The sequence below is a fragment of the Nocardioides alcanivorans genome (genome assembly GCF_021555175.1).
In the GTDB taxonomy this organism is placed as follows: domain Bacteria; phylum Actinomycetota; class Actinomycetes; order Propionibacteriales; family Nocardioidaceae; genus Nocardioides; species Nocardioides alcanivorans.
The window spans coordinates 124615-143888 of the sequence record NZ_JAKGRW010000015.1; the positions used below are offsets into that span (position 1 = coordinate 124615).

A 19274-nucleotide genomic window follows, 5' to 3' on the forward strand; every position below is an offset into this window, starting at 1 on the left:
GGATCGTGCGTTGGGCTCAGATGTCTCGGAAGGTCACGATGTTGGCGCCGAGCTCGTTGAGCCGGTCGGCCAGGTCTTCGTAGCCGCGGTGGATGACATAGGTGGAGCGGAGCACGGAGGTGCCCTTGGCCGCGAGCATCGCCAGCAGGATCACGACGGCAGGTCGCAGCGCCGGGGGCAGATGATCTCGGTGCCGGAGAAGCGGGTCGGGCCCTCGACCAGGACCCGGTGCGGGTCGAGGAGCTTGACCTGTCCGCCGAGCTTGTTGAGCTCGGTGAGATAGATGGCGCGGTTCTCGTAGACCCAGTCGTGCAACAGCGTCTGGCCGTCGGCCACTGCTGCGATGACGGCGAAGAACGGCAGGTTGTCGATGTTGAGGCCCGGGAAGGGCATCGGGTGGATCTTGTCGAGGGGGCACGCAACCGTGACGGACGCGTGGTCACGTCGACGAGCCGGGTCTGGCCGTTCTCGGCGGCGTACTCCTCGGTGCGGCTGTAGTCGAAACCCATCTCCTCGAGAGTGGCGAGCTCGATCTCGAGGAACTCGATCGGCACCCGGCGGATGGTGATCTCCGACTGCGTCACGATGGCTGCGGCCAGCAGCGACATCGCCTCGATCGGGTCCTCGCTCGGCGCGTAGTCGACGTCGACGTCGATCTCGGTGAGACCGGTGACGCGGAGCGTGGTGGTGCCGATGCCCTCGACGGTGACCCCCAGCTTCTGGAGGTAGAAGCAGAGGTCCTGCACCATGTAGTTGGACGACGCATTGCGGATGACGGTGGTGGTCGGCTGCAGGGCAGCCGCCATCAGCGCGTTCTCGGTGACGGTGTCGCCGCGTTCGGTGAGCACGATCGGCCGGCTCGGCTCCACACCGTGGCTGACGGTGGCGTGATAGCTGCCCTCGGTCGCCTTGACGTCGAGCCCGAAGGGGCGCAGCGCCGACATGTGGGGCTCCACGGTGCGGGTCCCGAGGTTGCAGCCACCGGCGTAGGGCAGGTCGAACGTCGTCTCGCGGTGCAGGAGCGGTCCGAGGAACATGATGATCGAGCGGGTCCGACGAGCAGCCTCCTCGTCGATGTTGGCGAGGTCGAGCGTGGCCGGCGGAACGATCTCGAGGTCGTTGTGCTCGTTGAGCCAGCGGGTCTGCACCCCGAGGCTCTGGAGCACCTCGAGGAGACGGTTGACCTCCTCGATGCGGGCCACCTTGCGCAGCGTCGTGCGCCCCTTGTTGAGCAGCGAGGCGCACAGGAGCGCGACGCCAGCGTTCTTCGACGACTTCACGTCGATGGTGCCCGAGAGCGTGGTGGGACCGGTGACACGCAGGTGGGTGGGACCTCCGGCGCCGAGGGTGACGATCTCGGAGTCGAGCGCGCTGCCGATCCGCGCGAGCATCTCCAGGGACAGGTTCTGCTGTCCCTTCTCGATGCGCGTCACGGCCGACTGGCTGGTGTTGAGCAGGTCGGCCAGCTGCTGCTGGGTCAGTCCACGGTGCTTGCGGGCATCGCGGATGAGGTTGCCGATCCGGCCGAGATAGTCCTGACTCATGCGGCTGACCGTAACTCAGATATGAGATGAACCCAATCCAGCGCGCCGGATGTCGCGCCCGTCACACGGCGTACGCCGTCACTTCCGTCGCCTTCGCCGCGAACCGCACGGGGGAGCCCCGGGCGGCATCCTTGATCCGCAAAGTCGGCATGATGAGCGGCCACATGCAGCTGCGGAAGGGCGAGTATGTGATGGACTGACGACGTGTCTTCCGCCGCCTATTTCACTCCGCTCGCCCCGAACCGCTACCAGCCGACCGAGCACGTGGGGGGTGCATGGGCACTCGACGAGCAGCACGTGGCCCCGGCGCTCGGCCTGCTGGCCCACGCCGTGGAGCAGGACCGCGATCGCCGTCGTGGCGCCGATCTGCACCTCGCACGGCTGTCCTACGACATCTTGGGCACGATGCCGCTCCAACCGTGCGACGTCGCGGTCGAGGTGGTTCGTCCGGGCCGGACGATCGAACTGGTCGAGGCCGTCATGACGTGTGGCGACCGCGTCGGCGTCCGGCTGCGGGCCTGGCTCCTCGAGCCCCGTGACACCAGCGCCCTGGCCGGGTCCGACTTCCCCGCGATGCCCGCTCCGGAGAGTTGCCCGCCGTGGCGACCGAGCGATCTCTGGCCCGGCGGATTCATCGCGTCGCCCGAGGTCCGGCGCAGCGACGCGGCGGTGCCGGGACGTGGCCAGGTGTGGGTGCGGACGAGCGTCCCTCTGGTGGACGGGGTGAAGGTGAGTGCCACGGCCAGCACCGTGGGGCTGCTCGACATCGCGAACGGGATGAACGTCAAGGCCGATCCACGGCAGGTGCTCTTCCCCAACGTCGACCTCACCGCCCACCTCTTCCGGCAGCCGGCGGGTGGCTGGCTCGGGCTCGACACGACGGTGAGCTTCGGGAGTGCCGGCCTCGGTCTGACCAGTTCGGTGCTCCACGACACGGACGGGCCCTTCGGCACGCTCGAGCAGTGCCTCACGGTCCGTCCGACGGGGAGAGTGCATGAGTGCGGGAACGATCGTCGTGAGTGCCGTGGCGTTCGTGCGCGGCGGGCACGTGCTGGCCGTGCGCAAACGAGGAACGGCGCGGTTCATGCTGGTCGGCGGCAAGCCCGAGGCCGGGGAGGACGCCGAGCAGACCGCCGTACGCGAGACCTTCGAGGAGGTCGGCCTGGTCATCGACTCCCTGCAACTGCTCGGGGAGTTCGAGTCCCCGGCCGCCAACGAGCCAGGTCACGTGCTGCACTCGACCGTCTTCACCGCCGAGCTCCCAGGCGAACCCACCGCTGCCGCGGAGATCGAGGAGCTCAGGTGGATCCCCCTCGACAGCACCCGCGGCGACCTTGCTCCGATGCTGCGTGACGACGTCCTCCCGCTGCTCCGGGCTGCGCACTCCTCGTCGATGGCCGGACCAGGAACCCTCGGCGCGCCGGAGTAACGTGGCCGCATGACGACCACCACTCCTGCACTCGTCGCCGACGGTCCCGGCGCTCCGTTCATCGCTCGACAGGTCGAGCGCCGCACCCTCGGCGCAGATGACGTCTCCATCGCCATCAGCCACGCCGGCATCTGCCACAGCGACATCCACCAGGTGCGTGAGGAGTGGGGCACGGCCATCTTCCCGATGGTGCCCGGCCACGAGATCGCGGGCGTCGTCACCGCGGTGGGTGACACGGTCACTCAGGTGAAGGTCGGTGACCGGGTGGGGGTCGGGTGCATGGTCGACAGCTGCGGCGAGTGCGAGATGTGCAAGGACGGCTTCGAGCAGCACTGCGAGCGCGGCGCGGTGATGACCTACAACGGTCGCGGCTACGACGGCGAGCCCACGCTGGGCGGCTACTCCCAGTCGGTGGTCGTCTCCGAGCGCTTCGTCTGCCCGATTCCGGAAGGCATCGGCATGGCGGAGGCGGCACCACTGCTGTGTGCGGGCGTCACGACCTACTCACCGCTCAAGCGCTGGGGCGTCGGCCCCGGCACCAAGGTCGGTGTCGTCGGCCTCGGCGGCCTGGGCCACATGGGCGTGAAGTTCGCCGCCGCCATGGGGGCCGAGGTGACGGTGTTCTCCCGGACCTCCGCCAAGGCGACCGACGCACTGGCACTCGGGGCGGTCGAGCACGTGGCCACGTCGGATCCCCAGGCGCTCCGGCCGCTGCGCAACCGCTTCGACGTCGTGCTCAACACGGTGAGCGCCGATCTCGACATGAACGCCTACCTGCGCACGGTGAAGCCACGAGGCGTCCTCGTCAACGTGGGCCTCCCCACGGGTGACTACGCTCTCAAGCCCGGACTCCTGGTCGGCAACAGCCGGGTCTTCGCGGGCTCCAACATCGGTGGGATCCCCGAGACCCGGGAGATGCTCGAGTTCGCGGCGCGCCACGGGATCGGTGCGACCGTCGAGGTCATCGACGCCGCAGACGTGACTGCTGCCTACGACAAGGTGGTGGCCGGTGACGTGCGCTACCGCTACGTCATCGACGTGTCGACCATCCGGGCCTGAGCGCTCGCACCCTCAGCCGGTGCCCGCCGCCCGTGCGGCGAGGCGGTGGGCCGCATGCCGGACCAGGGGCTGCTCCTCGGGGTCCGTCACCCGCTCGACGGGGACGCCGCCGGAGAGCAGCGCGACCGGACCGGTCAGCCAGCCCCACACCGCCCACTGATCCATCCCTGAGGCCAGCAGGACGTCGAGTACGCCGCTCAGGTCGGCGCGGAGCTCGCCGCCCGGGTCGAACTGGAAGGCGGGGATGACGACGCGGTCGTCCACCGTCAGCAGGAGTGCCCGCTGGTCCTGGGCGGCCTTGTGCACCCAGAAGCGCGCCGCGTTCTCGCTGCCACCACGCAGCTCGGCAAGAGCCGCGTAGTCGAGGACGGCCGACGCGAGGAGGCGCGCCCGTTCCGCGGCCCGGCGGGCCACCTGCACGAGTGCAAGGGGGACGGCGTGGTCCGGCTCCTCGCCCTGGTCGCGCAGGATCGACTCGAGCTCGAACAGTTCTGCATCGGTCAGTGGTTCGCCGGTGCCGGGTGCCGTCCAGTGCACCCCACGCTCGGTGCGGACATAGGTGGGCAGGCCTGCCTCAGCGAGCGTGTCGGCCAGGCCGAGCCCCTCGAGCCAGTCCGCGAGTTCACCGGCCACGTCGCGGGCCGGCCGGCCGCACCCTCCCTGAGTCATGGGACAAGCGTGCCAAATGGCAAGCCCTTGGCAACTGGCGGCCCTGCGAACACCGAAGACAGCGGAAGACCTTAGGCTCGTGAGCGTGAGCCAGGAAGCGACATTCGTGAAGGTCTGTGGTCTGCGGACCCTGCAGGACGTCGAGGTTGCCGTCGCTGCTGGCGCCGACGCGGTCGGGTTCGTGGTCGCCGACGGCAGTCCCCGTCACGTGAGCGAGGCCGAGCTGCACGGGCTCGTGGACGCCGTGGCCGCACGCGTCCGCACGGTCCTCGTGGTCAAGGGAGTGCCGATCGAGGAGGCCCTGGGCCTGTGCTCCCGAGTCGGCGCCGACCTCCTGCAAACCCATGGCTACCCGGCGCAGGACGAAGCGCGGGTGGTGAGTGCCGGCGTACCGCTTTGGTCTGCGAAGCAGCCGGATGCGGCCTCCGGCGGGCTCGTCGGAGCGAGCGGTGAGGAGGCCTGGCTGGTCGACTCCCCGCAGGCCGGCTCGGGGAGACCTGGGACCACGCGGGATTCACCCCGCCCGACGGCCGTTGGCTCCTCGCCGGAGGCCTCGATCCCGACAACGTGGTGGCCGCGATCACCGCGCTGCGCCCCTGGGGCGTCGACGTATCCAGCGGTGTCGAGGCCGAGCGAGGTGTGAAGGACCACGATCGGATTCGCACCTTCGTGGCCGCGGTGCGCGGCCAGAACTCGGCTGCACAGGCCTGACCTGTGCCGCTACGCTCGCCGACATGAGCACTGCGCACGCTGCCGACGGGCATCCCGCTGACATGCACGACCTGATCCGAGTGCAGGGCGCTCGGGTCAACAACCTCAAGGACGTCTCCGTCGAGATCGCCAAGCGGCGGTTGACGGTCTTCACCGGTGTCTCGGGATCCGGCAAGAGCTCGCTGGTCTTCGGCACCATCGCGGCTGAGTCGCAGCGGATGATCAATGAGACCTACTCGACCTTCGTGCAGGGCTTCATGCCGGCGCTGGCCAGGCCCGATGTCGACGTGCTGGAGGGACTGACCACCGCGATCGTGGTCGACCAGGAGCGGCTGGGGGCGAATCCGCGGTCCACCGTGGGGACGGTCACCGACGCCCACGCGATGCTGCGAATGCTCTTCAGCAAGCGCGGCACCCCGTACGTCGGCCCGCCCACCGCCTTCTCGTTCAACGTCCCGACCCGACGCGCGAGCGGGGTGATGACCTCCGCCAAGGGCGAGAAGACCATCGTGAAGGACGCGGTCTACGTCGGCGGCATGTGCGCTGAGTGCGAAGGGCGCGGGAGCGTCTCCGACCTCGACCTGGCCCAGATCGTCGACGAGAGCCTGTCGTTGGTCGACGGCGCGATCCTGGTGCCCGGCTACACCGCGGACGGCTGGATGGTGGCTCCCTACAAGGCGGAGCTGCCCAACGACGTGCCGATCCGCGACTTCACCCCGAACAGCGCCAGGACCTGCTCCACGCGGAGCCGCGCAAGGTGAAGGTCGACAAGATCAACGTCACCTATGAAGGCGTGATCCCCAAGATCCGCAAGTCGATGTTCAGCAAGGACGTCGACTCGCTGCAGCCCCACATCCGGGCATTCGTGGAGCGTGCGGCCGTCTTCGGTCCCTGCCCCTCGTGCGAGGGCACCCGGCTCAACGAAGCCGCCCGGTCATCGACGATCGACGACACCTCCATCGCCGACGTCTGTGCGATGCAGATCAGTGACGTGGCGGAGTGGCTGCGCGGGATCGACGCAACCGGCGTGGAGCCGCTGGTCAAGGGCCTGCAGCACCTGCTCGACTCGTTCGCGGAGATCGGGCTGGGCTACCTGTCCCTCGACCGGCCGTCGGGCTCGCTCTCCGGTGGCGAGGCCCAGCGCACGAAGATGATCCGCCACCTGGGGTCATCGCTCACCGATGTCACCTACGTGTTCGACGAGCCGTCGATCGGGTTGCACCCGCACGACCTCCGCAAGATGAACGAGTTGCTCACCCGGTTGCGCGACAAGGGCAACACCGTGCTCGTGGTCGAGCACAAGCCGGAGACGATCGCGATCGCCGACGAGGTGATCGACATCGGTCCTGAGGCAGGTGGTGGTGGCGGTCGGATCACCTACCAGGGCGACCTCGCGGGCCTCCGGGCCAGCGACACCGTCACCGGCCGTCACCTCGACGATCGCGCCCGCCTGAAGCCGGACGTGCGCAAGCCGACAGGCTCACTCGAGGTCCGGGGCGCGTCGCGGCACAACCTGAACGATGTCGACGTCGACATCCCCACCGGTGTGCTGACGGTCATCACCGGCGTCGCGGGGTCCGGCAAGAGTTCCCTGATCCACGGGTACGTCGCCGGGCGCGACGGCGTCGTGGCCATCGACCAGAGCGCCATCAAGGGCTCTCGACGCAGCAACCCCGCGACGTACACGGGACTGCTGGAGCCGATTCGCAAGGCCTTTGCGAAGGCCAACGGGGTGAAGCCGGCGCTGTTCAGTGCCAACTCGGAGGGCGCTTGTGAGTCCTGCAAGGGCGCCGGCGTGATCTACACCGAGCTGGGCTTCATGGACACGGTCTCCACCCCCTGCGAGGACTGCGGCGGCATCGGCTTCCAGCCGGCGGTGCTGCAGTACGCCTACGGCGACCGCAACATCGCAGAGGTGCTCGGCATGTCGGCGGCCGAGGCTCTCGCGTTCTTCGGAGCCGGTGAGGCGAAGCTCCCGGCGGCACACAAGATCCTGACTCGCATCAACGACGTCGGGTTGGGCTACCTCAAGATCGGGCAGCCGCTCACCACCCTCTCCGGCGGTGAGCGCCAGCGCCTCAAGCTGGCCGCCCAGATGGCCGACAAGGGCGATGTCTACATCCTCGACGAGCCGACGACCGGGTTGCACCTGGCTGACGTGGAGAACCTGCTCGGGCTGCTCGACAGGCTCGTCGACGACGGCAAGAGCGTCATCGTCATCGAACACCACCAGGCCGTGATGGCCCACGCCGACTGGATCATCGACCTCGGCCCCGGACCGGGCCACGACGGTGGCTCCGTCGTCTTCGCAGGTACCCCCGCCGACCTGATCGCCGAGGGCAAGACCCTCACCGCTGAGCATCTCTCCGAGTACGTCGACAACTGAGGAGCACTCCGATGGCACGGACCGTCCAGGTCACCTTCGACGCCCACGACCCGCGCGCCCTCTCCACCTTCTGGGCGGCCGCGCTGGGTTACGTCCATCCGGCACCGCCCGGTGTCGAACTGGCCGACGGCCAGGACCCACTCGATGCCTGGAACGACTTCCTGGCGAGCGTGGGCGCGCCTGAGGCGACCTGGAACTCACGCTCCGCGGTGGAGGACCCGGAGGGGGTCGGCCCCCGGATCTTCTTCCAGAAGGTGCCGGAGGGCAAGATCGCGAAGAACCGGGTCCACCTGGACGTTCGTGCCGCTCCCGGCCTGAAGGGGCAGGAGCGGATGGCGGCCCTGGAGCAGGAGTGCAGCCGGCTGGTGTCGTTGGGTGCCCGGCGGTTGGAGCGGCTGGAGCCCAACGAGATGGACGAGGGGATCATCGTGATGGCCGACCCCGAGGGCAATGAGTTCTGCCTTGACTGAGCCGATCAGCGGGGAGCTCCCCGTCGTGGAGGCGGTCTGCCGCGCGCAGATGCACACGTTCAGCAAGACGGTCGTCGAGGCGATCACTCTCATCGAGGGCATGGGGGTGGCAGGCGATGCGCACGCGGGCACGCTGGTGCAGCATCGTTCACGGAAGAAGCGGGCCCCCAACCAAGTCAACCTGCGGCAGGTGCACCTGATCCACGCGGAACTCCTGGACGAGGCCCGAGCGGCAGGGCACGAGGTCGCTCCCGGCGACTTGGGAGAGAACGTGCTCACCCGGGGTCTGGACCTGCTCGGACTGCCGACCGACACCCGCTTGGTGATCGGGGAGACGAGCGTGCGGATCACCGGCCTGCGCAATCCTTGTCGTCAGATCGACGACTTCTCACCGGGTCTCCTCAAGGTGGTCGTGGCCCGTGAGGACGGTGTGCGCACCGGCTCCGACGTGACCCTGGGAGCGACGGGTGGCTCCGAGTCGATCGACGGCGTCGGGATCGTCCGCAAGTCCGGTGTGATGGCCGTCGTCGAGCAGGGCGGCAGGATCGAGGCGGGTATGGCGATCCGGGTGGTGCTCCCGAGGGAGCCCTTCCGGTCGTTGGAGCCGGTGTGAGGCGAGCTCCGGGTGTGGGTGTGCCCGAGCACGTGACGTTCATCCTGAGGTGAGGACCACCAGCTCCCGGGTGGTACGGGTCATCGCGACGTAACGGTCGACCGCTCCTGCCACGCCGTCGCCCAGTGCGTCGGGATCAACGAGCACGACGAGGTCGAACTCCAGCCCCTTGGCGAGGATGGGGGAGAGCGACCTCACCCGAGGATGCGCGAAGGGGAGTTGCGCTCCGATCACCACGGCGGTGCCCTCGCTGTCGGCGTCGACCCAGTCCGTGAGCACGGCCTCGAGCGCAGACACGTGGTCGTGGCGCACGGGCAGGCCGCTGCGCCGTACCGACGTCGGCACGTTGGCGTCGGGCAGCACCGCGCGGATCTCCGGTGCGGCAGCGTCCATGACCTCTGCCGGGGTCCGGTAGTTGACACTCAGCGTGGCGTGCCTGACCTCGGACAGACCGATCCGATCCAGGCGCTCGGTCCACGACTCGGCGAAGCCTGCCCGGGCCTGGGCCCGGTCACCGACCACCGTGAAGCTCCGGGTCGGGCAACGGCGCAGGAGCATCTGCCATTCGGCATCGGTGAGCTCCTGTGCCTCGTCGACCACGATGTGGGCGAACGGTCCGCCCAAGGCATCGGGCTCACCGGACTGTTCGATGCGCGGGTCGATCAACGCCTCGCGCATGTCCTCGCCACGCAGCATGGCCAACGAGCTGTCTCCGTGGATGTCCGTCTCGAGAAGATGCTGCACGACGTCGTCGATGTGGGCCCGCTCGGCGGCGGCTGCTGCCTTTCGCCGTCGTGCCCTTCGCAGCGCCTCCGGATCCCCGAGCCTGAGCCTGGCCGCGTCGAGCAGAGGGAGGTCTGCGACCGTCCACGCCTGCGGCTCGCTTCGCTGGAGGAGGCGCACCTCGTCCGATGTCAGCCAGGGGGCGCAGTGGCGTAGGTAGGCAGGGACGCTCCACAGGTCGCCGACAACCTCCTCGGCGACCAGGATCGGCCACGCCCCGCCGATGGCGTCGTGGAGGCCGGCATGACGATCCAGCGCACGACGGATGACGTCGGCCGTCGGACCTCCGTCGTCGAGTTGGTGCTTGTCGACCAGGAGGTCGAGCAGCGCCTCCCACACCACGCCCCGCGCCTCGTTGTGCGGTGTCTCGGGGTCGACTGCAGCGAAGGCCTCGGCCCAGTCGTCCGCAGACAACCAGACCTCCGACCACTCGGTCTCCACCAACTGCCCCTCGGTGGGCGGTTCCTCGTAGAGCCTGACGGCCGGCTCCACGGCAGCGATCATGTCGATGCGCGCCTTCAGTGCGGCCACGCGGGCGTCCTGTTCCTCGCCGAAGGACTCGGCACCGGGTACGAGGTGGCGCAGGGTGCAGGTGCGCACTCCCTCCTCTCCCAGGCTGGGCAGCACGTCGGCCACGTAGTTGAGGTAGGGCTGGTGCGGACCCACGAACAGCAGCCCACCGCGGCCGGCGGAGAGTCGGGGATCGGCGTGCAGCAGATAGGCAGCGCGGTGCAGGGCGACGACGGTCTTCCCGGTGCCCGGTCCGCCATCGACCACCAGGGCGTCCTTGGAGCCGGAGCGGATGATCGCGTCTTGGTCGTGCTGGAGGGTGCTGAGCACGTCCTGCATCCGGTCGGACCGGCTCGCGCCGAGACTGGCGAGGAACGACGAGTCGTCGTCGAGGGCCAAGGGCAGGTCACCACCGTCGGCGGTGAACGCCTCGTCCCAGTAGTCGGTGATCAGCCCTTGGGTCCAGCGATAACGGCGCCGGCTGGCCAGGCCGTGCGGACGCGCATGGGTTGCTGCGAAGAACGGCTCAGCCGCAGGGGTGCGCCAGTCCACGAGCAGGCGGTTCCCTTCGCGGTCGGCCAACCCCATGCGCCCGAGATAGGTGACCGCGCCGTCCTGGCCCACCATCCGCCCCAGGCAGACATCGAGCGTTGCACGCCGCAACTGGCGCAACCGCGTCGACAGACGCGTGATCTCCTGGTCCCGATCGAGGGCGCTCTGTCCTCCGCCCCCGGCCTGGCGCCGTACGTCGACCAAGCGGTTCTCGAGGTCGCTGACGGCGTCGTCGAATGCCGCCGCGACCAGCGCCAGGTGCTGCTCGTCGCGGTCGACGAGGGCGGGGGACTGCTTGGCCGAGCGGTCGTCCGGAAGGTTGAACACGCTGGTGTTCGTCGAGGTCACGCAATCAGCTCCGAGTCGGGTGAGGGAGGTGGAGTGGTGATTGTGGACCCCAATGGGGGCCTTGCGGCAAGACCCCCATCCGCTATACCTTGGTAGTGGCGGGGGGCTGTCATCGCCGCCAGATGGGTCGGTCGGCTCGGCTCCGGGTGGGTAGGGTGTGGGCGTTCTTGACCCCCTTCTTCTCGGGAGCCCACCTTGAGCACCGCCGTTGAACCGAAGGCCCAGCCGCGTCACCGCTGGGTCCTGTTTCTCGCCTTCCCCCTCACTTGTGTCGCCGCGGGACTCGGCTGGGGCTACGGCAAGGGCGACCTCGAATCGCGGACGGAGGACGCCGGCAACCAGCTGGTCGCCTTCGAGGCCGAGATCCGCGGCGGGGGACTCATCCTCGGATGTGCCGCCGGCCTGTTGGTGTTCGCGCTCATGCTGAGCCTCTTCACCCTGCTCAACCCGGCGCCCACCACGGGACGCCGGGTCGTGCAGTGGTGCTCCACGGGACTGCTTCTCGTCATCGCCCTCGGGCTGCTGCTGTTCGCAGGGCAGTTCTATCCCGAGCTGCAGGAGCGCGTGGCCGAGTGACGGCGTGACCGAGCGCGGTCACTGCGTGGCGCGGCCCATCTCACGGAACTGGTCGATCATCGTCGCGAAGGCATCCGGCGCGAACGGCCCTGGCTCGTAGGTGACGGAGTCGAGCTGGCCCGTCCAGGCGAAGGTGCCCTTGCGCTGGGCGAGTTCCCAGTCGACGGGCGACCGGCGGTCGATACCGATGTTGAGACCGTTGAAGGGCACCAACCACGCGAGTTGCACGAACTCGTGCTGCGCCACGACCGTCTTCGCGTCGATCAGGACGTCGACCAACCACTTCGCCTTGCCCGGAGCAGCCACCCGGACGGTGATCCGTCGAGCTCCTTCGGGGACTGCGACCGGCGGGGTGGAGATCATCGGTCCGAACGCGTTCTGCGCAAAGACCACGTGGCCGTCCTCGACGCGGAGGACGTAGCCGCCCTCCTGGCCACCATGGGCGACGAGGACGCCCTCGTCACCGGGCTGGTACCCGGCGAGATCGGCGTGGATCGAGAAGGAGCGCCCGTCGATCAGGTGACCGGCCCGGTAGCGGTCGACGGTGCCGTTCTCAGGCAGGAACTTCTGCGGTGCCGCGTAGACCTCCTCAGCAGGGTTGCGGGAGAACCAGTGCACCGGCGTACCGTCGGCCATCGGAAGCACCTGGTTGCGGTCCGCGGCCTGGTCCCACGCGGCAACGAGGTCTGCCACCAGTTCGGGATGGTCGGCGGCGAGATCCCGCATCTGGGTGATGTCGGCGGTCGTGTCGTAGAGCTCCCAGCGATCCTCACGGAACGGCGTCAGTGGCTTGCGGATGGCGACTGCCTCCCAGCCGTCCTTGTAGTAGGAGCGCTCGCCGAAGCACTCCAGGTACTGCTCGGTGTGGGCGGAGGGGGCGGTGCCGTCACGAAGGTTCGCGACACAACTGACGCCGTCGAGCGGGTCTGCGGGCAGGCCTTGGCGTTCGCTCGCCACCGGAACGCCGGCCAGGTCGAGGAGGGTCGGCATCACATCGGTGACATGGGTGTATTCGTGTCGGATCTGACCGCCCACCTCACTGAGGCCCTTCGGCCAGGACACCAGGCAGGAGACCTGGTTGCCGCCGCGGAAGCTGGAGAACTTGTGCCGGCGGAAGGGGGTGTTGGCCGTGGTCGCCCAGCCGATCGGGTTGGCGGGCCACGTGCTCGGCCCACCGATCGCGTCGATGATGGCCAGTTCGTCGGGGATGCGCTCCTCCATGGAGCGCCTGGCCGAGCCGTTGAGGGCAGACATGTGCTGGGGGTTGCCGATGTGCGAGCCGCCGTCGGAGGCAGCACCGTTGTCGGACAGGAAGACGAACACCGTGTTGTCGAGGACGCCGAGACGGTCGAGGACATCGCGGATCCGCCCGACGGACTCGTCGATCGTGCCGACCATCGCGGCGAACACCTCTTGGTAGCGAGCCGCCAGCCTGCGCCCGTCCTCGGGCATCTCGTCCCAGGGGAGGACAGGCTTGGCAGGATCGTCGTTCAGCGGCGCCAGGACCGCGTCCTCGGGGACCAGGCCGAGTTCCTTCTGGCGTGCGAACCGCTCCGCCCGGACCTCGTCCCAGCCGCGGTCGTACTTCCCGGCGAACTTCTCGATGTCCTCGGGCTTCGCGTGCAGCGGGGTGTGGACGGCGCCGTGGGCGAAGTACATGAAGAAGGGCTTCTCGGGCTCGCCAGTGACCGTGTCGGTGATCATCCGCACGGCGCGATCGGTGAGGTCGTCGGTGAGGTAGTAGCCCTCGGGGTACTGGTCGACGTCCACGGGGTTGTTGCCCTCGAAGAGCTGGTGCGGGTGGAAGAAGTTGGTCTGCGCCTCCAGGAACCCGTAGAACTGGTCGAACCCACGCTGGACCGGCCACGAGTGGCGGCTGCCGCCGACGCCGAGGTCACGCTCCTTGCACAGGTGCCACTTGCCGATCGCCATGGTGCTGTAGCCCTGGTCGCGCAGCGTCTCGGCGATCGTTGGCTGGTTCGGCGCCAGTTCGGCGGCATATCCGGGGTAGCCGGGGTCCACGTTGCACACTCCGCCGATGCCGACCGCATGGGAGTTGCGGCCGGTGAGCAGGGCCGCCCGGGTGGGCGAACAGGTCGGGGTGACGTGGAAGTTGGACAGGCGCACCCCCTCCTGCGCCACGGCGTCGAGGTGCGGAGTGGGGATCTCGGAGCCGAACGGTCCGATGTCGGAGTAGCCCAGGTCATCCACGATCATCACGATCACGTTGGGTGCACCGGTTGGCGCGGTTGGCCGCGGCGGCCACCAGGGTTCGGACTGAGAGATCGAGCTGGTGATGGTGCCCTCGAAGGGCGGTGTGGGCTCAGGCATGATGCTCCGTTCGGGGATCTCTGCGGAAGACGACACCCGAGTTTAAGACAGTGTCTTATATTCGGGAGGGCGGGTCCCGGTGGGTCGCGCGTGCAGTTAGCCTTCGGTGGTGACGAAGGATCCCAAGGAGGCGCTGGTCGAGGTGGCCGAGCGACTCTTCGCCGAGCACGGCCCCGACGGCGCCTCGTTGCGCGACATCGCACGGGCCGCCGGGCAGCGCAACAACTCCGCGGTGCAGTACCACTTCGGCAACCGGGAGAACCTGGTCGCAGAAGTGTTCCGGCGCCGCATGACACAGATCAACGCGGTGCGTGCCGAGCGGTTGCGGAGACTCGACTCGGCGGGGGAGCAGGACAGCCTCGAGTCGCTGGTCGCGACCTTGCTCGAGCCACTGGTCGAGCACGTCCGCGCTGCCGGATCCTCATCGACCTACGCCCAGTTCATGGTGCGCACGATGCCGGGTGTCGACTTCGAAGGTGAGCAGATCGCTGAGGTGAACGCCGTCCAGCGGGAACTGGGCATGCGCATGGAGCGGCTGGTCCCGCACCTTGACAGTGGCGCCTTCCAGCGCCGCGTCGGCCTGGCCATGACGATGGCGGTCTCGGCACTGGCCGACTTCGAGCGCCGTTGGAACCTCGGATTGGAGCATGAGCGTCACCTCGACGCCCTGCTGGCGGAGGTCGTCACCATGACCGCCGCGGCGTTGCAGGCTCCCGCGACCTGAGCCGTGGGCGGGCGTCGCGAGCGAACCTCAGGCGTCGGGGGAGGCCAGCTCGACGACGGTGATGTCGGACGGAGCGCCGACGCGCGTGGGCGGCCCCCAGGCTCCGGCGCCACGACTGACGAAGAGCTGGGTGTCGCCGTACCGCTCCAGCCCGGCGACGGTGGGGTTGACCAGGCCGGCCAGCAGCGAACCGGGCCACAGCTGACCGCCGTGGGTGTGACCGGAGAGTTGCAGGTCGACTCCGTGGCGCTGCGCCTCGTGCACCTGCACGGGTTGATGCGCCATCAGCACAGCGGGACGCGAGAGGTCACGGTCGCCGAGCGCGCGGTCGTAGTCGGGCGCCTGACCATAACGGTCACCCAGCTCGTCGTTGACCCCGGCCAGGTCGAAAGCAGGCAGCTCGGTCCGGGTGTTCTGCAGTGGTCGCAGTCCCAACTCCTGGAGGTGATCGATCCATTGCTCGACCCCGGAGATGTACTCGTGGTTGCCGGTGACGAAGTAGGCACCGTGCCGCGCCTCAAGACGCGCCAAGGGAGCGGTGGCGCGTGCGAGGTCGTCGACGTCACCGTCGACGAGATCGCCGACCACGGCGATCAGGTCGGGCTGGGTCCCGTTGACGGCATCGACGACCTTCTGGGCGAAGCTGCGACCCAGCGTCGGGCCGAGGTGGATGTCACTGACCACAGCGATGCGGAAGCCGTGGCCGGCACGGGAGAGCTTGGCGAGCGGCACCGTCAGGTGGGCGACGCGTGGCCCGCGGAGCACGCCGTACGTGCCGTGGGCCACCGTGGCCGTCGAGATGCCCACGGCAGTCGTCGCCACGGCGCGTGCCACGAACTGGCGACGGGTGACCGCGGCCGCCTCCTTCGGGGCCGCCGCCGTCGAGACCTGGGACGGGCTTGCCGCGGGTACGTCGTCACTCGGGTCCCTGCGTGCCGCGACGCGTTGCGCGACGCTCAGGAGGAGTCGGAGAAGGTCGGCGACCAGGAGGGTCAGGACGGCGTAGAGGAGGAACGCGAGCCATAGGTAGCCCGGCCAGGCGAGCACCTGCCGGAGCCGGAACGGGGCGTCCGTGGCCTGCGCCACGATGGTTGCCAGCGCACATACGGGGCCGGCCAGCAATGCCGCGGTCATCAGGCGGCGCGACGTCCCGGACGGCCTCGTCGTGTCCCGGACCAGCCGACGCCACACATACACGTGCACGCCCACGAGGAGGACCACCACCAGGAGGCCGACGAGGGCAAGGAGAACGGTCACGAGATCGGTCCTCCTGGGCTGTTGGGCGGTCAGGAGGATCCTCCCGCACCGCCGGTCAGGACGGAGGCAGGGGGAGGGTCCTCAGGCGCTGATCAGCCCGACGCCGTCTCGAGCGCTGCACGGGCGGCCAAGTTCGCCTCGACCTCGACCTGCCAGGCCTCATTGGGCTTGGTCGTGTCGATCTCGAACTCGAAGCGGTCGACCATCTCGGGCGTGACGTCCTCGACGTCGACGTAGAACTGCTGGTACCACCGGCGCAGCTGGTAGACCGGACCGTCCTCCTCGCAGAGGAGCGGGTTGTCGATCGGGGCCTTGTTGTTCCAGATGGCCACGTCCTGCTCGAATCCGAACTTGATGAAGCCCGCATTCTGGGCAGCGAGTGCCTCGGCCTCCTGGTCGGCCACGCCTTCCTTCTTCGCCACGATCACGCCGTACATGAGCACGAAGTTGTTCTCGTCGACCGGGTAGTGGCAGTTGATGAGGATCGTGTCGATGTCGCCGTCCTCGTAGTGGTAGGTCAGCTCATCGATCATGAACGACGGGCCGTGGTAGGCCGCCACGGACGTCGTACCGAGGCTGACCGGTCCGTCCTTCGGGCTGGCGGCGCGGATGTCCTCTCGACCGGTTCCGTTCATGTACTGGTAGGCGCTCTGGCCCTCGAACACGTTCTTGAAATAGTGCGGGAACGCATAGTGGATGTAGAAGAAGTGCGCCATGTCGACGACGTTGTCGATGATCTCGCGGCAGTGCGAGCCCTCGATGGTGATCTGGGTCCAGTTCCAGTCGGTCCAGGTCGGGTCGGCTGCCTGCGGGATCCGAGGGATCGTCACGTCTGCCGGGGAGGGTTGCCCTGCGGGTCGTTCCAGACGAAGACCATGCCGTCCTGGATCATCGTCGGCCAGGCAGCGGTACGGGCACGCAGCGGGACACGGCGGGCGTAGGGGATGGACTTGCAGCGGCCGTCGCCGCCCCAGCGCCAGTCGTGGAACGGGCAGGCGATCTCGTTGCCCTTGACCGTGCCCTGCGACAGGTCACCGCCCATGTGGCGGCAGTAGGCGTCGAGCACGTTGACCTGGCCGTCCTCGCCAGTGAAGACCACGAGCTTCTGGCCGAAGGCGTTGATCTGGTGCGGTTGTCCATCGATGAGGTCACGCTCGAGGCCGATGCAGTGCCAGCCACGGGCGAAGCGGCCGACCACCGGGTCGTGCTCGATGCGGCGAATCTCGACGTCGGTGTCGCTCACGATGGCCACTCCTTCTTCCGCGCGGCGGCAACCGCCACGTGCAGTGTGATGTGGCTTACAGATTACGTGGTTGATGCACGCGTGGCGAGGGGATCCCGGTGGCCGGTTCTCGACCCACCCGAGTTTCAGCCGCCGACGGCGTCGGCCGCCTCTGCCTCCGCCGAAGCGCCCGCGGTCTTCAGGTGACCGCCCTGATCCTCCAGGTGGGCGCGGACGAACCAGTGGAAGAGCTCCAGCTTCTCGGTCTGCCCGATGAACATGTCCTGGGTGACCAGGTCGAGTTCGTCGAGCTCGGCGATCGCCGAGCGATAGGAGGAGATGACCCCCTGGTAGACCACGTCGAGCGCCGCCAGGTGCGCCTGGGTGCTGGCTCGCCCGATGGAGTAGTCGTCCCAGTCCCGCTCGTCGACCAAGGCACCAGGGGTGCCCCGAGGAGCGCCGCCGAGGGTGGCGATCCGCTCAGCCAACGCGTCGGCCATCGCCCGTACGTCGGCCACCTGCGGGTCGATCATCTCGTGGACTGCGATGAAGTGCGGACCGACCACGTTCCAATGCACGTGCTTGAGAGTGAGGTGGAGGTCGTTGGCCGCGTGCAACCTGCCCTGGAGCAGGTCGATGATCCGACGTGCGTCGTCATCCGCGATGCCGGGGACGGTGTAGTGCAACTGTGTCTTCGATGTCATGGCCTCGCGGTACCCAAAGCCCGCGGCACGATTCGGCCCAGCTCCACTCGATGCTCATTGGTCGGCCGAGGCCAGACCGATGAGCTCTTCGCGGGACGTGACCACCTTCAGCGTCGCGCCGCTACCGGGCACCGGATTCGGCAGGACCCCTTCGGAGTCGAGGAGAATCACCTCGCGTCCCTCCAGGCTGAGTCGGCGGCACACTTCCAGCAACATCACCCGGCCGACCTCCTCGACCTTGTAGAGCAACTCGACGTCGAAGATGACCCGATCAGTGGTCGGTGCCTGCTCGACGACCTCACGAGCGACCACCTCGGCGGTGGTGAATCCCAACCTGCCCTGCAACTGGAACACCATCGAGCTTCCGTGAGGGCCGTCGAAGGTCCGCACCTTGCGCAGCACGGCCTGCCCGGGGGACGGGATCTCCATCAGGTGCATCCCCATGTCATCGGTGAGCCGCCGGAACAGCTGCACACCACGGACACTGTGCCCGTGCTTGTCGAGCCTTGGGGAGAACGTCGCCACGCCGACCTGGCCGGGAAGCGCCCCGAGCAGACCGCCTGCCACGCCACTCTTGGCCGGGATCCCGACGGTGGTCACCCAATCGCCAGCGGCGTCGTACATGCCGCTGGTGGTCATCACGCTGAGAACCTGCCGGGCAACTCGCGCCGAGATCACCTGCACGTCGGTCGTCGGGTGCCGCCCGCCGTTCGCCAAGGTGGCGGCCATCACGGCCAGGTCCCGGACGGTGACGAGGACGGAGCACTGCCGGGTGTAGCCCCGGACCACCTCGACGGGATCGTCCTCGATGATTCCGTAGCTGCGGAGCATGTGCGCCAGCGCGAGATTCCGATGCGCCGTCTCGAGTTCAGAGGCGAACACGCGTTCATCGACCTCGAGCCGTCGCCCGGCGAAGGCGGACAGGCCTGCGAGGACACGTTCCTGGCGTTCCTCGGCTCCGGCACCGGGCTCGCCGATCAGGCTGTGCGTGGCGATAGCGCCTGCATTGATCATCGGGTTCCGGGGACGCCCGGTGTCGGGCTCGAGCGAGAAGTCGTTGAAGGCATCGCCGGAAGGTTCGACGCCGACCTTGTCCAAGGTCGACGAGAAGCCACGCTCAGCCAATGCGAGGGCATAGACGAAGGGCTTGGAGATCGACTGGATCGTGAACTCCGCGTCAGCGTCGCCGACGGCGTAGACCACTCCGTCGACCGTGCACAACGCGACGGCAAGGCGATCCGGATCCGCCGCGGCCAGCTCCGGTATGTACGCAGCACGTTCGCCGGAGACATCGGCTGCACAGGAGTCCATGATCCCGGAGAGATAGTCGGGGATGGGTGACTTCATCTGCATTGCTCCCTGATGTGGCCGGATCCAACCGCGGAT

17 protein-coding genes and 3 pseudogenes are annotated in these 19274 nt (G+C 68.4%); 11 read left to right on the top strand and 9 right to left on the bottom strand.

The window, feature by feature from the left end; genetic code table 11:
• Nucleotides 1–16: 16 nt before the first annotated feature.
• Nucleotides 17–1544 (bottom strand): annotated as a pseudogene (locus tag L1066_RS09005) (helix-turn-helix domain-containing protein).
• 26 nt (nt 1545–1570) lie between these two features.
• On the opposite strand from L1066_RS09005, the gene L1066_RS09010 reads away from it, so the two are divergent.
• The 4 genes and pseudogenes from L1066_RS09010 to L1066_RS09025 all read left to right on the top strand — a co-directional run bounded on the left by L1066_RS09010 (nt 1571) and on the right by L1066_RS09025 (nt 4032).
• Nucleotides 1571–1744 (top strand): hypothetical protein, encoded by a 174-nt coding sequence (locus L1066_RS09010; RefSeq protein WP_235736015.1) that lies wholly within the window; start codon nt 1571–1573, stop codon nt 1742–1744.
• Between the two features lie 130 nt (nt 1745–1874).
• Nucleotides 1875–2456: pseudogene (locus L1066_RS09015) on the top strand (thioesterase family protein); the annotation flags it as partial.
• A gap of 82 nt (nt 2457–2538) precedes the next feature.
• Complete coding sequence (locus tag L1066_RS09020; RefSeq protein ID WP_235736016.1) at nt 2539–2973, top strand: NUDIX hydrolase; 435 nt, start codon at nt 2539–2541, stop codon at nt 2971–2973.
• 9 nt (nt 2974–2982) lie between these two features.
• On the top strand, nt 2983–4032 hold the full coding sequence (locus L1066_RS09025) for an NAD(P)-dependent alcohol dehydrogenase (RefSeq protein ID WP_235736017.1): 1050 nt from the start codon (nt 2983–2985) through the stop codon (nt 4030–4032).
• Nucleotides 4033–4044: 12 nt separating this feature from the next.
• On the opposite strand, the gene L1066_RS09030 is transcribed toward L1066_RS09025, so the two are convergent.
• Complete coding sequence (locus L1066_RS09030; protein WP_235736018.1) at nt 4045–4701, bottom strand: hypothetical protein; 657 nt, start codon at nt 4699–4701, stop codon at nt 4045–4047.
• Nucleotides 4702–4786: 85 nt separating this feature from the next.
• Here L1066_RS09030 and trpF (L1066_RS09035) point away from each other — a divergent pair, with 85 nt between their 5' ends.
• The 5 genes and pseudogenes from trpF (L1066_RS09035) (at nt 4787) to L1066_RS09050 (ending at nt 8881) form a co-directional block, all read left to right on the top strand.
• On the top strand, nt 4787–5344 hold the full coding sequence (gene trpF / locus L1066_RS09035; RefSeq protein WP_235736019.1) for a phosphoribosylanthranilate isomerase: 558 nt from the start codon (nt 4787–4789) through the stop codon (nt 5342–5344).
• A complete protein-coding gene (gene trpF / locus L1066_RS29265; RefSeq protein ID WP_512699714.1) occupies nt 5290–5412 on the top strand; it encodes a phosphoribosylanthranilate isomerase in 123 nt (40 codons plus the stop codon). Before trpF (L1066_RS09035) ends, trpF (L1066_RS29265) begins: the two co-directional genes overlap by 55 nt.
• Nucleotides 5413–5435: 23 nt before the next feature.
• Nucleotides 5436–7798 (top strand): annotated as a pseudogene (locus L1066_RS09040) (ATP-binding cassette domain-containing protein).
• An 11-nt stretch (nt 7799–7809) separates the two neighbouring features.
• On the top strand, nt 7810–8268 hold the full coding sequence (locus L1066_RS09045; protein WP_235736020.1) for a VOC family protein: 459 nt from the start codon (nt 7810–7812) through the stop codon (nt 8266–8268).
• Nucleotides 8261–8881 (top strand): MOSC domain-containing protein, encoded by a 621-nt coding sequence (locus L1066_RS09050; protein WP_235736021.1) that lies wholly within the window; start codon nt 8261–8263, stop codon nt 8879–8881. The genes L1066_RS09045 and L1066_RS09050 overlap by 8 nt, the downstream gene beginning before the upstream one ends.
• Before the next feature lie 39 nt (nt 8882–8920).
• On the opposite strand, the gene helR is transcribed toward L1066_RS09050, so the two are convergent.
• The gene (helR, locus tag L1066_RS09055) at nt 8921–11074 is read right to left on the bottom strand and encodes an RNA polymerase recycling motor ATPase HelR (RefSeq protein WP_235736022.1); all 2154 of its coding nucleotides are present in this window, start codon (nt 11072–11074) and stop codon (nt 8921–8923) included.
• Between the two features lie 195 nt (nt 11075–11269).
• Between helR and L1066_RS09060 the strand changes: the two genes are divergently transcribed.
• Nucleotides 11270–11650, top strand: a complete 381-nt coding sequence (locus L1066_RS09060; protein ID WP_235736023.1) for a hypothetical protein — start codon at nt 11270–11272, stop codon at nt 11648–11650.
• Between the two features lie 18 nt (nt 11651–11668).
• Here L1066_RS09060 and L1066_RS09065 read toward each other — a convergent pair whose 3' ends face one another.
• Nucleotides 11669–13981, bottom strand: coding sequence for an arylsulfatase (locus L1066_RS09065; protein WP_235736024.1), 2313 nt, complete (start codon nt 13979–13981; stop codon nt 11669–11671).
• A gap of 109 nt (nt 13982–14090) precedes the next feature.
• Between L1066_RS09065 and L1066_RS09070 the strand changes: the two genes are divergently transcribed.
• Complete coding sequence (locus L1066_RS09070; protein WP_235736025.1) at nt 14091–14705, top strand: TetR/AcrR family transcriptional regulator; 615 nt, start codon at nt 14091–14093, stop codon at nt 14703–14705.
• A gap of 27 nt (nt 14706–14732) precedes the next feature.
• Here the strand turns inward: L1066_RS09070 and L1066_RS09075 are convergent, their stop codons facing one another.
• The 5 genes from L1066_RS09075 to L1066_RS09090 form a co-directional block, all read right to left on the bottom strand.
• Nucleotides 14733–15962, bottom strand: coding sequence for a metallophosphoesterase (locus L1066_RS09075; protein ID WP_235736026.1), 1230 nt, complete (start codon nt 15960–15962; stop codon nt 14733–14735).
• 92 nt (nt 15963–16054) lie between these two features.
• Nucleotides 16055–16792: a hypothetical protein gene (locus L1066_RS09080; RefSeq protein ID WP_312007387.1), complete on the bottom strand. Its 738-nt coding sequence runs from the start codon at nt 16790–16792 to the stop codon at nt 16055–16057.
• Nucleotides 16789–17205 carry a Rieske 2Fe-2S domain-containing protein gene (locus tag L1066_RS25895; protein ID WP_312007389.1) on the bottom strand — a complete coding sequence of 139 codons (417 nt, stop codon included), beginning with the start codon at nt 17203–17205 and terminating at the stop codon, nt 16789–16791. The genes L1066_RS09080 and L1066_RS25895 overlap by 4 nt, the downstream gene beginning before the upstream one ends.
• 125 nt (nt 17206–17330) lie before the next feature.
• Nucleotides 17331–17888: a Dps family protein gene (locus L1066_RS09085; RefSeq protein WP_235736027.1), complete on the bottom strand. Its 558-nt coding sequence runs from the start codon at nt 17886–17888 to the stop codon at nt 17331–17333.
• Between the two features lie 54 nt (nt 17889–17942).
• A complete protein-coding gene (locus tag L1066_RS09090; RefSeq protein ID WP_235736028.1) occupies nt 17943–19235 on the bottom strand; it encodes a glutaminase in 1293 nt (430 codons plus the stop codon).
• Between the last annotated feature and the right edge of the window lie 39 nt (nt 19236–19274).